Genomic DNA, 13,137 nt, shown 5'->3' on the forward strand with positions numbered 1-13,137 from the left:
GGTGATTACTATGATTTACACGCATTAATTTAACATAACAAAAATGAGCCAGAGTCAGACAGTACATAATTATGTTAGTCTGGCTCTGAATATTTTGTTTTAAAAATATAAACAGGAGTGATTAATAGATGAAATTAAATAGCTTTGATGACTGGTCTCCTTTAAAGGAGATAATTGTTGGAACAGCCCAAAACTACATATCGCATGAAAGAGATCTATCGTTTGATATATTCTTTCATGAAAACCTTTTTAAATCGGACTGGGCATATCCCCGTTTAAATAAGTCGTCCAAAGAGGTGAATGATCTCAACTGGCAAATCAAACAAAAGTATGTTGAGGAACTCAATGAAGACGTGGAAGATCTTGTGAATTTACTAAAAAAATTCGATGTAACTGTTCATCGACCTATGATTTTACCGTTTAATCCACAAAATATCAAAGGACTTGGGTGGGAAAGTGCACCAGTACCAGCTCTAAACGTTCGTGATAACACTTTAATTTTGGGAGATGAAATCATTGAAACTCCTCCAGCTATTAGATCTAGGTATTTAGAAACTAGATTGTTAGCTCCAATATTTATGAAGTACTTTGAAGCCGGCGCGACTTGGACCACCATGCCTAGACCAATTTTAACAGACATGTCTTTTGATCTTTCCTATGCACGTGATTTAGAGACTACATTAGGTGGGCCTACTGAACCTATTGAAGATCCCGAAAGTTCTCCTTATGATGTGGGATTTGAGATGATGCTCGATGGTGCGCAGTGTTTAAGATTAGGTAAAGATATTATCGTTAATATTGCAAACCAAAATCATAAATTAGCCTGTGACTGGCTTGAAAGACATGTCGAGAACCGTTATAGAATTCACAGAGTTTATCGGATGAGTGATAACCATATTGATAGTATGTTGTTAGCACTTAGACCAGGAGTTTTTCTAGCTAGACATAAAGATCTAAAAGATTTACTTCCTGAACCGTTTAAAAAATGGAAAATGATAGTACCTCCAGAACCAAGCGCAACCAACTTTCCTACTTATGATGATGGCGATTTATTATTAACAAGTCCCTATATAGATTTGAATGTTCTATCAGTTAATCCAGAAACTGTACTAGTGAATGAGGTATGTGTTGATTTAATAAAGACACTTGAAAAAGAAGGATTTACAGTTGTCCCGGTAAAACATCGTCACCGTAGACTTTTTGGAGGAGGGTTCCACTGTTTTACTCTTGATACAGTAAGGGACGGTGGGCTGGAGGACTACACAATATGAAAATAATAATCGGAAATCATATTGAACATTCAATACTAAAATTGAGCAACGATGATCGCATCTTTTCGCAACGAGTTATTTGGTTTGCTGAAGATGGAGATTTAATCATTCTACCATCTAAACCAGACATGCAATTCCTACAGCATGTTACATCTCTAACTGGGGTGGATGCAAACAGCCTTAAGTTTTTCGTTACGTCTAATAACAAATCCAATGAAAAACATTTTGATCCCCAGGCTTTATATGAGGAACAATTTATAAACAGCATTCGAAAAGAAATAAATAATGTAACTCAGGTATTACCAATGTGGCCATCACCTGCTATTGCACACTTTGTAGAGAAACTTAGCTTATCAGATAAATTACAAGGCGCATCCTTTTTCTTACAAAATGGAGTTGAACTGGTTAATAACAAAGCTTATTTTAGGGTATTTGCTACGGCAGCAGGCGCACCTATTGCAGATGGAAGGGTTTGCCACTCAATTGAAGAAGCTGAACTAGCAATACGAAATCTATTGTCAATTAATGATGCGGTAATGATTAAACAGGCACACAATGGAGCAGGAGCGGGGAATGAGTTGCTTATAAGAGATAAAAGTCTGGGAGTAGGTCATGTAGGGGCAGTTCATATGCATGTACTGAGTACAGCTAATGACCCTATTAAAAGTTATTTAGACTCGCGTTGGAACTGGGCTTCTGCAAATGGAAAGAGGCCTGTTATTATAGAAGAGTTCATTCCAGATGCAAAAACAATATATGCTGAATTTTTTGCTAACGATGAAGGTGTTTATTTTACGGGTTCAGGACGTTTAGGATATACTAATCAAAGGCTTGTTACAGAAATAGCTCCTTTAAGAGGTATCTCAAAGGAAGTAGAAACAAAATTAACAACTTATGGTGAATCACTTGCCAAGTTCTATCAATCCATTGGATATCGTGGTTATTTGTCTGCTGATGCAGTTATAGAAAAAGATGATAACATAGTATTCACTGAGGTAAACTCTCGCGTAGGCGGTTCTCTGCATGTTTATGATTCAATAGCTAATAAAGTAGTTAAAGCTAAAGAAGAGCCAGAAAGAACTGTAGTTCAATATCACTCCCCACTCAATTGGACACCTGTTGCTTTTGAAACTTTTCACCAATTTTTAGAAGACAATAATCTACTTTATGACTCTTCAAAACGTAAAGGAATTTTAATATCCTTACCGATTCTACTTGAGGTAGGTGGATACGTGAGTTTTTGTATTGTTTATGAAAATGAACAAGAAGAGAAGCAATATTACAGTTTATTGGATAATCATTTTAGCACAAAAAAACTCTATCTTTGAGATCTAACTAGCAAATGATTGTTATTGGAATACTAATTTAAAATATTGGTCAACTACACATGGTAGCCCTCTTAGGGTTCTTTGTGTTTTCAGAGGTTCATAAAAACCTAATAAAATTATGGTATGATTGCCTCACCTAGATTTGTGATGCAGTCATACCATAATGACTAAAGTGAACTGTCCTATTACTGAGTAAGATCCGAAGAACTTGCCTCAACCTTTTCAATTTTAGAATTATCATAAACTTTATAAAGTCTTATATATACGAGAGCACTCAAAGCAGCAAGAATTAGTATTGTACTGAATATCCCAATAGGGGATATCCATTCAGACATAAATACAGTTACAGGGGCTAAAAACCTACCAATTGTGAACTGCAATCGTGATGCTCCCATATATTTCCCTCTTGCATTTTCGGGTGCATAGTCAGCTATAAAATTATCAATGACAGGTGCTCTAACAATCTCACCGAAAGTAAAAACAATTGTAAGTAAAAATAGAATCCAAATGTTTGTGGTAAAACCTAATAAAAATGTTCCTACACCAGCGAGAACAGCTGAAAGTATAAAAACATTTTTATCACTCCACTTCGATAACCACTTCGTTACAGGGAGGACAAAGAATACAAATAAGAGTCCATTCAAACCCAGCATCCAACCTAATATTTCACTACTATTGAGCGATAAGTTAAAGTTATTCCAATTAAACAGATCTTGAGCTGGAACATAATCATTCACATAAATCGCTAAATATAAATCTAATTGCATTGTAATTATGACTCCAAGTACTCCACCAAAGAGATATAATAAGAATGGTTTATCACGAAAAATTGTTCCATAACCGCTCCATTCTTCTTTGAATGCAGCTTTGAAAGTAGTTTTTTCTAATCTTTTCAGTTCGTGGTTTGGCATGGATTCGTATACTTTTAAATAAATTGCAAGTGCATATAATAACATTACAATAGCACATGTCCACAGTAATTCACTTCGATAATTGAAGAAGAAAAATGCCCCAAGTGCTGGCCCAAGTACTGCTCCTATATTTTTAGCGGTAATAAACGTTGCAAAAACCTGTCTTCTTTCTTGAGGAGGAGTTAAATCAGCGACCATTGCATCACTCGCCGGGCCATAAACAGCGCCCCCTAGACCTATCCCTATAAAAGATATGTAACTTATCCAATCATTACCTGTAACAGCAAATCCGACAAACATTATGGCTTGGATTGAGGCACCCAATAACATTACAAATCGTCTACCCATTTTATCCGCGAGATATCCTCCTAATATGTTTCCGAAGATTGAGATTAAAGGAGGGACTGTCATCAATAATCCCGCAATGTGATTTCCTAAAGATTGACTGAAGTAAATCGTGATAAAGGGAAAATACATCCAGTAAAGTAAGTTAAATATGGTTTCCGCACTGAGCCGTATCTTTAAGTTTAAATCCCATGACTTTATTTTCATTCAATTACCTCACTTTTTTAATTTTTTTAACTGTCTGGAAAATATCGGTAGATTAAATATAGCCAGAACCCAGAAAAAAATATAGACTTTTTTTTATTTTTTTTCTATAATAATAATGTAAAAACAATATAATACATTTTTATATTCAAATGACCCAAAAAAAGAACAAATGTTCTTTTCTGCGAAAAAATTATTCATGAATCCCACCTAAAGCAAAGCTGACTTGCTCTAATCATCTGGCATGACAAGTCATCTATATTGTGAATTGTTTTGAGACAAAATGTTAACCCTTTGAAGTCGCTAAATTAGCGGCTTTTTATTACATTCGGTACAAGTTTGTATCCCGAGCCAAGCACCTGATAAATTATTATAGTTACGATTTAATCCTAGAAGGATGGTACGATAATGATCAGTCTTAAACGTATGACCGCTTGCTTAGTTTTAGCCGCATTACTATTGGGATCTACAACTGCAGTAGCCGAATCCGAGATGCAGGAGCAGAATGACAAAAATATAGCCACTTTGATGTGGAGGGGAATTCCTGGCAGAAAACATGAACGAGCACTGGGCCAAGCGTCTCTTTCAATGGGGTATCTCTGAAAATATAATTAATGGATATTCCAATTACAGCTCTAAGCCTGATCAAGTAATAACAGAGGCTGAATTCCTCAAGATGTTATACAGAGCAATGAGTATGGCTATTCCAAATGCAAGTGCAAATAGTGCATACCTACCCAGTGAGAGTTGGACAGAAGGTCTCTACAGGGTAGCTAAGCGATATAACCATCCGACAACTGGAGAAAACAACTTTGCGATGAGAATGCAGTCCATTACCAAACTACGTGCTGCCGAAATTATCAGTGCAACTCAAGGGGTTCATTATACTGGCCAATATGCTGTCGCCTATCTGATCGTACATGGATTACCAACAGTGAAGCTAATATTCCAAAGCAGTTTGATGAGGAAGGTACACTTACGAGGGCAGAAGCACTTTAATGGATACGCAAGCTTGCTTTTCATGGAAGACTTAAGATCTATGAAAGACCAAAAGTTTCTACAGATCTCAGTCTTCTTCCTGATCTGATAGACATATCTTCTGAAGTAATTCCTGATTTTAGTACAGAGCCTGTTACTGATGAGGATTTTAATTTGTACATTCTTGGCGATTCTCCAGAACTTAGATTTGGAGATTCGAAAAAATCAATTGATGTACAATTCGGAGAATCTAAAGGAAAGAATATTTTTGATTCTGATACATATCCGTTATTCACTGCACACTTTAACCAGAGTGGAGAGTTAGATGGTTGGAAAACCGACTCATACATGCAATACTCACCTAATACAGCTTCTTCACTACTTACAAAAAAAGGAATTGTATTGGGTGAAAGTACCTTATCAGATATTATAGATCGATATGGGTCATCTGGAGTGAGCGGTCAAGGCATCATAGAGTATTTTTATAAGAAGATGAGCGATGGCACCTATCAGGATATTTCAATCTATGATCCAATCCAAAATATTGAAGTTGTGTATACGATCACGTTTATTGTCGATGATGAAACCCAGGTACTCTATCATATAATGGTAACATCTTTAAAAACTGCTTTAAATTATTGATAGATCTTTGTGTTATTAAATTATCGGAAAATGAAAGAAAGCAGCTGATCAAAGTTGAACTGCACCCCAATTGTTAGACACCATCTAACAATTGGAGGTGCAGTTTTTTTGTCAAAATTTAATTCAGACTTGAAAATAGAAGCTATTCATCAATATTTATCAGGAAATGAAGGGATTAAAAGCATTGCGAAATCCTTAGGAATTAATCATGAAATCCTGCGTATGTGGATCAAGCAATACGAATATCACGGTTTAAAAGCTTTTGAAAAAACCTATACAGCTTACTCTCTAACCTATAAACTAGACGTACTCAACTATATGAACGAAAATGGGACGTCTCCAAATGAAGCTGCGGTCATTTTCAATATCTCTTCTCCAGGGGTTATTCGAAGGTGGCGCAGTCAGTTCAATGAAAATGGGATCGACGCCCTAAAACCAAAGATAAAGGGGCGTCATTGTATGACGGATAAGAATAAAAAAGGACTTCAAAAGCAAGAACCTGCTGAGGGATCGACTGAAGCTCTACAAGCTGAATTAGAACGTTTGCGTATGGAAAACGCCTACTTAAAAAAGTTGAATGCCTTAGTTCAAAACAAGGAAAAATCACCAAACAAGACAAAGCGCAAGTCGTCTATGAATTAAGGCTTGAATTCCCGGTGGTTGCATTATTAGCGTTCGCTGAAGTCCCACGTAGTACCTTCTATTACTGGGTGAAGCAGTTTGACAAGCCCGATCTAGACGCAGACCTGAAACTCCTTATTCAATCCATTTATGAGGAACATCACGGGCGTTATGGATATCGTCGTATCTGTGATGAACTAGTTAATCGTGGACATCGAGTTAACCATAAAAAAGTACTGCGTATCATGAAAGAATTAGGCTTGAAATCAGTGGTGCGTATGAAGAAATATCGTTCCTATAAAGGAACTGTAGGTAAATTGCACCCAACGTACTGGATCGTAATTTTCTAGCAAAAAAACCAAATGAGAAATGGGTTACGGATATTACAGAGTTCAAATTGTTTGGAGAAAAGATGTATTTATCACCTGTTCTGGACTTGTATAACGGTGAGATTATTACGTACACAGTAGGGTCTCGCCCTACGTATTCCTTAGTCTCCGAGATGCTAAATAAAGCCTTTAAACGCTTGTCCAACGAGGATAAACTCCTCCTGCACTCGGATCAAGGCTGGCACTACCAGATGAAACAGTATCGACAGGCTTTAAAGGGACAAGCGATTACCCAGAGCATGTCACGCAAAGGGAATTGTTATGATAACGCAGTAATGGAGAACTTCTTTGGCATTATGAAGTCAGAGTTTTTTTATCTTCATGAATTTGAAAGTGTAGATCACTTCAAACAAGAGCTAGCACGATACATGGATTACTACAATCACAAACGCATCAAGTCAAAATTAAAAGGCATGAGTCCGGTACAATACCGGGCTCATGCCCAACAAATTGCATAAAAATATTTGTCTAACTTTAAGGGGTCACTTCAAGTGATCGGCTGCTTTTATTCAGCTAACGGGCAGGTTATATCGTTTTAGAAGAGTTCTACTAGTAACTTATAAGTCCAACTCCATTTTTTGTTTTTCGTAGGCTAGCTTCAAATTGCTATTCATTCTTGCCAAACACTCATAGGGTCCCATGGCTTGATTTGATTACCATATTTTCCGGCCAAAAAAACTTTCATGTCTTCCAGCTTAGCAGGCACCTCGTTCCAAATTGGAAGGGGAGGTAACCCTCGTTTGCTTTTCAATAGGATGTCCACTGTAACATACAAGCGTTCTGGCTGAATCCAATGAAGGAAGCGGGAAATATCAATTTGCTTGGTCAGGGACAAGGCATCAATTTCGTCATTGTAATACTTGTTGAACTCGCTGATCAGGTTCAGGAGGTAGTCTCTCTGCTCCTTCACGAAGTCCAGGCCGCAGATGGCGCCATGTCCTGGAATAACGATTTCGGGTTTAATTTCATCAATAATGCGGTCAAGCACTTTAACCCAATTGAGGGTTCCCTCTTCACTGTATGCCGTACACCCGTTAAACACGACATCGCCGGCGAACAGCACTTTTTCTTTTGGCATCCACAGCAGCAAGTCACTGTCAGAGTGGGCCGGAGCAACGTTGTAAATCATGACTTCCGTATCGCCAAGACGGATGTTGATATCGTCCTTTATCTCAATATTTGGGAGCACCCATTCTACGCCTTTCAGGTCGAATCCTTCAAATTCCGCTGCAAAAAACCGCTCGCCCGAAGTAGATTCCGGAGAATCCTTTCCTCTTCTGATGACGCTGTCCATCCAGGCAATATTTTCAGTAAGACGCTCTCTGGACGCTTCCTTGTGCATAATAATGCAAGCATCTTCAAACACTTTGTTTCCCCAGGCATGGTCGCTATTATAGTGCGAGTTCACCACATATGCGGGAGAGCCACCGTTGCTTACTTCCTTAAAAGTCTCCCGCATTTCCCGCGCATGGAACAAATCGAAGAACGTGTCATACACTAGCCCTTCACCCTTGTTGATGAACCCGGCATTGGCCCAACTGATCCCGCGATACGGCGAAATACCGGCAAAGACATCATCTGCGACTTCAAAAAATTTAACGCGAGGTTTTTGAATAATACGTCCATACTTCATAAAAATTCTCCTTCGTGTATATGTTTTTTTTGGTAAGTCATACTGACTATGTCCTCATTATAGAAAATGGAAAACAGAAATGCAAGCATGTACTTGCATGCATTAATTCCATACTGTATGCTACTAACAGAACAACATCACACTACATGGATGGAGGCGCTGCAACATGAAACTAGTAACCTTTCAAACCAATACATCCCAGGAACCTTTGTTTGGGTTTGTAATTAACGAGAGATTTGTCGTGTCTTTTGCTGCAATCATGAAAAAGCAGGGAACATTCGTTGACAGTCTTGAAAGTATGGAAAGCTATCTTCATTATTTGCCGGCAAGTTATGATGCCGCTAAGGAAATGATGCAATATGCTGTCAAACAGTTGCATCAATTCAATGAAAATGAAATCAGCCCGATTGCAGCCGTAAACCTGCTACCGCCGGTTCCGAATCCGGCTGCGCTTATCGATTTCGGGCTGACGCCAAGACATCTGAGAAATGCTGGCGTAAATCTGCTGCAAAGAGAATATACAGGGCCGGAAAGAGAAGAGCTTACAAGTAAAATTTCTGAAAAATTCCAGCAAGATCCGAATAAAGTAACTTTCAGTTATTATAAGTGTAACCATAATGCATTAATTGGCGATGGGGATACGATTCATTGGCCTTCGTACTCATCCTACCTGGATATCGAGCCGGAGCTGGCCTTTGTTACAGGGAAGGGGAACTGTATTGCAGGTTATGTTATTTTTAACGACAGTACTGTCCGCGATGTGCAGTGGCTGGATTTCCAGGCGATGACCGGACCGACGCGCTGCAAAGATTTCGATCGCAGCAAAGGAATAGGACCATTTCTGGTAACGCCGGATGAAATCGACAACCCGCTGGCATTGGATGTGGATGTACGCATCGGGGAGAGATTGCACTGGAAGGGAAGCACATCCGAGTATTCTGCACACCCTGCAAAAGTGATAGAGGAGGTTCTCAAAGTTTTCACGCCACTCCCGGGCACGATTATAGGAATGGGGACGATCCCGGATTGCTGCGCAATCGAGACCGAAGAATGGCTGTTGCCCTCTGACCGAATCCAGATTACATTTGATAAATTAGGCACGCTCACGCAATTGGTGCCTGATCATGTCAAGATTACGGAACCAAGCCGCTGGGAAAAAAGAAGCGATTTACCTTAAATAAACGTTTATAAAAATGATGAATCCCTACCCTGCTGCATATACAAAACTTGTAGTAGAATAGGTTTAACATATGCAAAAGGAGAAATACAATGCAAACTTCAGACAGAATCATTGAAGCCGCGACACGGCTCATCAAAAAGAAGGGCTATCGGGGAGTAAGCACCAAAGCCATTGCAACGGAAGCTAAAGTCAATGAATCTACGATTTTCCGGCAATTTGGAAGCAAGCAAGGCATATTGGAAGCCATCATTGAAAGACATTCGGATATTCCGCAATTTGAGAAGTTGTTAAAAGAGGACGCGACCGATAATCCGGAAGTCGATCTGCTGAATGTAAGTCAACAGTACCGATTGTTTTTCCATAAAAATGCGGACATCATTTTGATTGGCATCCGCGACAAAGGAATGTTTCCCGAATTGGACAGAGTGCTGGCCGATCCGCCGGTGAAGCTGCACTCCTTGCTGGTTGAATATTTTGAACGCTTGCAGAAGAAAAAAGTTATAGCCAGACAGGATGAGCGCCTTGCCGCCATGTCTTTTCTCTCGATGTGCTACGGATTTCAGATGAGCGAGCTGATTCACGGGCAATATCAGTCCCAACTCGTCACCGAGGAAGATTTCTACAAGCACAGTGTTTCATTGTTTGTAAAAGGAATTTTGTCTCAGTCATAAGCTTTGTTGATTTATTTAAATATGCGAAAGATTGCTTTTGCTCGACTGGGTACTTGGCTGTTGCCATACCGTGGAACCTCTTCATCTCAGCATTTTTATACTCAATGACGACAGAACGCTATCAACTAGGATGGAACAAATTAATAGCAGTATGCGCGGGCGGCGGAGCAGTAGAACGTCTAGTCGAATCATTGCAAGATATCGCTCCTGATGTTGCTAACTACATTATCGAGTTTGCATTTGGCGATATTTATTCCGGAGTAGAGACATCACAAGAGCAGGAATGTTTTAACTATTAGTGTCGAGGGACAAGCACATTGTCCCACTTAGGTTCGAGGAACCGCAATGTTGTGACAAAGAACTGACCGACTGGATTCTTAAAGATGAGTAAGAAAGAGATGTAACTGCGGCACTTTCTCCGCTTACGCATTGATTTAAAGTTACTCCAAAGAGAATCCGTTCCCAAAAGTTATACGGGAAATAGGAGTAAGAGCCCACCTAAGTATTAGGTGGGCTCTTTTAGTTATTTTTATTTGAAGAAGGATTTTTCTAAAGAGCAACATAAATGAGGTTGTTTATTTAGTAATTTCGGAGATAAAATTCGATCGGTACTCTCATGGAGAAGATCACCTTGGGATAAGCACTTATGTTCAGTATTATAACTACATATATCTTAAAACAGAAGATTCTATTTTCTGGCACGGGTGCTTGTAGGGGAGAATACCTTGTTGGAGGAGATATATTTCATTATTTTCTGAAGATAAGCACAAAAAAGGCATCTCCTGAAGGAGATGCTTTTTTTGCTTGAGTAAAAACATTGTTAGGGTTGCTACTGGGCATTATTCGTCCTAAATCGAGGAAGTATAAATAAATTACTCTCTTTTTTCATTATCTAATCGCCGACGAAATACCACAGCCGAAACAGCAAATATAATAAAAGATAATGTTGAAGCAGCAGTAACCATCTTCAACACATTTCCTATTGGGGGGTTAAACAACAGAGCAATTGAGATGATTAAAACAGCACCTGTTAAACCCATTCCCAAAATCGAGATCGCTAAAATCTTGTTCATCAAATCACCTCACAGGGGATATTACACCATTTAAAGAGACTGCCCTGAAAATTAAAGAGTTAGGGTATGTAAATGAGTGGGTCTGGAAGAAACTGAACGAGTACAATGGCTAACAATCTCATCGAGTGAATAGTCATATTAACGAATCATAAAATTGTTGAACGAGTTTAAGCGACATTTATTTAGGCTGGAAAGCTTCAACTGCGAGATCGTGCAGCAGATAAGAAGAAGTTTAAAACGATTTATAATAAAAAGCCAGCGCTTAAATGTTGGCTTTTTCTTCATATGTAAAGATAGATAAACTGAATTCGAAATCATTTATTTCTAAGAATAGAGGCGAATGTATGAGCAACCCGAATATAATAACTTTATGTCAATGTACAAAAATGTCGAGGGACAAGAACATATTCCCTAGCACACTGAGATTTGGTTTTACCCCATGTTTCGTTCGATACGCAAAGCAAATAGCCCCCACGAATGGACGGGGCTAAGATTTGAATATTCAATTTACACTCCATAGTTATACGATCCTGCACGTTCTACGATTATATTCCAGTCTTCTTCTTCAAAAAGGAGGTTGTTCTCATCCTCGGGTTCGCCGATCTGTACTTCAAGGAAGACCAACCTGGTTTCAGCGAAAATAGAATAGACGCTCTCCGAGATCATCGCGAACTGAGTGCCCAGAGTCATCTGTGTGACCTGTCCGTTGATAAGCAATTGACCGCTGCCTGCAAGTACCGTCCACGCTCTACATCCTGCCCGGTGCCATTTCAACCCGATATGTTTGCCCGGTAGAACGGTTATGTTTAATGTGGTTACAGTTGTATTTTCATCTTCTACCGAACTCTCAATGACACGATAACTGCCCCAGGTTGCTTCACCATACATCGGTTTTAATGGCAAGTTGCCCAATTGCGCTTTAATTTCATTTGAATTATTTTTGTTGGCAATGAGAATGCCGTCCGGACTTGCGGCAGCGATAATACCTGGCACGCCAATGACTTGGATGGGGTAGGGAAGCTCGTTAATAATATAGGAATCGGAGGAAGAGCCCGAGATTCCACCGTGTCCGATTACATGGGAATCTAACTCTGCGCACAGCGTATCCCAGCTTCCGATATCTTGCCATACTCCCTTATAAGGCAGGACTACGGCCCGCTGTGCCTTTTCTGCAACATGCTTGTCAAAACTGCGTTCAGGCAACGCTTCATACAGGGACGACAATTGATCATAATGAACCGGCAGCCCCATTTTTTTAATATGGGATATCATAAACTCGACGGTGAACGCATACACACCGCAGTTCCATAGTGCCCCACGTTGTAGCAGAGTTTCAGCAATAGTGGCTTCGGGTTTTTCTATAAATTGTGTTATGGGCGCATAAGCATTACGTTCTTCCCCACCCGGCAGGATGTATCCATACTGCTCTGAAGCATGTGTAGGCCTTGTCCCAATTAAAGCGATATCGGCTTGAGAATGTTTCAAGATGTCCGGCAGTAATTGGAAGTTGCTGAAAAAATCTTCACCTGCGAACACATCAGCTGGCGCGATACAGATCACATCGTCATCTTTGGCCATCCGGAAGGATTGCAGATATAACGTCGCTAAGGCCGCCGCAGTAAAAGTGCCTCGTTTATAAGGTTCCCCGATTACTGGTATTTTGCCTTGAGTATGTCGAGCCGTAATATTAGCCTGATCCTGATGTGAAATAATGAGCGTTGAATCCGTTAGGCATGAACTGTCAAGCTGGCGGCATACTCTGCTGATCATGGATTCCCTACCTCCAGCGGGTGATGGAAGTATATCTATGAACAGCTTGGAGCGAAGCTCATTGGATAACGGCCAGAGCCTTTTGCCAGAGCCGCCGCACAGCAGTACGATATGCATGGGC

General features: G+C 39.7%; 11 protein-coding genes and 1 pseudogene. 8 read left to right on the forward strand and 4 right to left on the reverse strand.

Annotation, left to right across the window (positions count from 1 at the left end; genetic code table 11):
- Nucleotides 1-128: 128 nt before the first annotated feature.
- Together HW560_RS21195 and HW560_RS21200 are read left to right on the forward strand one after the other, a co-directional pair.
- A complete protein-coding gene (locus tag HW560_RS21195) occupies nucleotides 129-1,271 on the forward strand; it encodes a glycine amidinotransferase (protein WP_090898772.1) in 1,143 nt (380 codons plus the stop codon).
- Nucleotides 1,268-2,599 (forward strand): preATP grasp domain-containing protein, encoded by a 1,332-nt coding sequence (locus HW560_RS21200; protein ID WP_090898768.1) that lies wholly within the window; start codon nucleotides 1,268-1,270, stop codon nucleotides 2,597-2,599. Before HW560_RS21195 ends, HW560_RS21200 begins: the two co-directional genes overlap by 4 nt.
- A 185-nt stretch (nucleotides 2,600-2,784) precedes the next feature.
- Here HW560_RS21200 and HW560_RS21205 read toward each other — a convergent pair whose 3' ends face one another.
- Nucleotides 2,785-4,062: an MDR family MFS transporter gene (locus HW560_RS21205; RefSeq protein WP_090898764.1), complete on the reverse strand. Its 1,278-nt coding sequence runs from the start codon at nucleotides 4,060-4,062 to the stop codon at nucleotides 2,785-2,787.
- Between the two features lie 553 nt (nucleotides 4,063-4,615).
- On the opposite strand from HW560_RS21205, the gene HW560_RS21210 reads away from it, so the two are divergent.
- From HW560_RS21210 to HW560_RS21220, 3 genes and pseudogenes are all read left to right on the forward strand, one after another.
- Nucleotides 4,616-5,146, forward strand: coding sequence for an S-layer homology domain-containing protein (locus HW560_RS21210; protein WP_090898761.1), 531 nt, complete (start codon nucleotides 4,616-4,618; stop codon nucleotides 5,144-5,146).
- A 65-nt stretch (nucleotides 5,147-5,211) separates the two neighbouring features.
- Complete coding sequence (locus HW560_RS21215) at nucleotides 5,212-5,679, forward strand: hypothetical protein (protein ID WP_090898759.1); 468 nt, start codon at nucleotides 5,212-5,214, stop codon at nucleotides 5,677-5,679.
- 108 nt (nucleotides 5,680-5,787) lie between these two features.
- A pseudogene (locus HW560_RS21220) lies at nucleotides 5,788-7,147 on the forward strand (IS3 family transposase).
- A 152-nt stretch (nucleotides 7,148-7,299) separates the two neighbouring features.
- Here the strand turns inward: HW560_RS21220 and HW560_RS21225 are convergent.
- Nucleotides 7,300-8,322: an MBL fold metallo-hydrolase gene (locus tag HW560_RS21225; RefSeq protein WP_090898756.1), complete on the reverse strand. Its 1,023-nt coding sequence runs from the start codon at nucleotides 8,320-8,322 to the stop codon at nucleotides 7,300-7,302.
- Between the two features lie 166 nt (nucleotides 8,323-8,488).
- Between HW560_RS21225 and HW560_RS21230 the strand changes: the two genes are divergently transcribed.
- From HW560_RS21230 to HW560_RS21240, 3 genes are all read left to right on the forward strand, one after another.
- Nucleotides 8,489-9,499 (forward strand): fumarylacetoacetate hydrolase family protein, encoded by a 1,011-nt coding sequence (locus HW560_RS21230; protein WP_179264602.1) that lies wholly within the window; start codon nucleotides 8,489-8,491, stop codon nucleotides 9,497-9,499.
- A gap of 92 nt (nucleotides 9,500-9,591) precedes the next feature.
- Entirely contained in the window at nucleotides 9,592-10,173 is a 582-nt protein-coding gene (locus HW560_RS21235; RefSeq protein ID WP_090898749.1) for a TetR/AcrR family transcriptional regulator, read from the forward strand.
- A 104-nt stretch (nucleotides 10,174-10,277) separates the two neighbouring features.
- Nucleotides 10,278-10,472, forward strand: a complete 195-nt coding sequence (locus tag HW560_RS21240; RefSeq protein ID WP_179264604.1) for a hypothetical protein — start codon at nucleotides 10,278-10,280, stop codon at nucleotides 10,470-10,472.
- A 573-nt stretch (nucleotides 10,473-11,045) separates the two neighbouring features.
- Here HW560_RS21240 and HW560_RS21245 read toward each other — a convergent pair.
- Nucleotides 11,046-11,246, reverse strand: a complete 201-nt coding sequence (locus HW560_RS21245) for a hypothetical protein (protein ID WP_090898746.1) — start codon at nucleotides 11,244-11,246, stop codon at nucleotides 11,046-11,048.
- A 507-nt stretch (nucleotides 11,247-11,753) separates the two neighbouring features.
- Nucleotides 11,754-13,133 (reverse strand): sugar phosphate nucleotidyltransferase, encoded by a 1,380-nt coding sequence (locus HW560_RS21250; RefSeq protein ID WP_090898740.1) that lies wholly within the window; start codon nucleotides 13,131-13,133, stop codon nucleotides 11,754-11,756.
- Nucleotides 13,134-13,137: the final 4 nt, after the last annotated feature.

Origin of the sequence: Paenibacillus sp. E222 (assembly GCF_013401555.1) — a bacterium.
Classification (GTDB): domain Bacteria; phylum Bacillota; class Bacilli; order Paenibacillales; family Paenibacillaceae; genus Paenibacillus.

What these genes read in the sequence shown, in the direction of transcription:
- HW560_RS21195 (WP_090898772.1), top strand. Translation starts at nt 129, where the DNA reads ATGAAATTAAATAGCTTTGATGACTGGTCTCCTTTAAAGGAGATAATT.
- HW560_RS21200 (WP_090898768.1), top strand. Translation starts at nt 1,268, where the DNA reads ATGAAAATAATAATCGGAAATCATATTGAACATTCAATACTAAAATTG.
- HW560_RS21205 (WP_090898764.1), bottom strand. Translation starts at nt 4,062, where the DNA reads ATGAAAATAAAGTCATGGGATTTAAACTTAAAGATACGGCTCAGTGCG.
- HW560_RS21210 (WP_090898761.1), top strand. Translation starts at nt 4,616, where the DNA reads ATGAACGAGCACTGGGCCAAGCGTCTCTTTCAATGGGGTATCTCTGAA.
- HW560_RS21225 (WP_090898756.1), bottom strand. Translation starts at nt 8,322, where the DNA reads ATGAAGTATGGACGTATTATTCAAAAACCTCGCGTTAAATTTTTTGAA.
- HW560_RS21230 (WP_179264602.1), top strand. Translation starts at nt 8,489, where the DNA reads ATGAAACTAGTAACCTTTCAAACCAATACATCCCAGGAACCTTTGTTT.
- HW560_RS21235 (WP_090898749.1), top strand. Translation starts at nt 9,592, where the DNA reads ATGCAAACTTCAGACAGAATCATTGAAGCCGCGACACGGCTCATCAAA.
- HW560_RS21240 (WP_179264604.1), top strand. Translation starts at nt 10,278, where the DNA reads ATGACGACAGAACGCTATCAACTAGGATGGAACAAATTAATAGCAGTA.
- HW560_RS21245 (WP_090898746.1), bottom strand. Translation starts at nt 11,246, where the DNA reads ATGAACAAGATTTTAGCGATCTCGATTTTGGGAATGGGTTTAACAGGT.
- HW560_RS21250 (WP_090898740.1), bottom strand. Translation starts at nt 13,133, where the DNA reads ATGCATATCGTACTGCTGTGCGGCGGCTCTGGCAAAAGGCTCTGGCCG.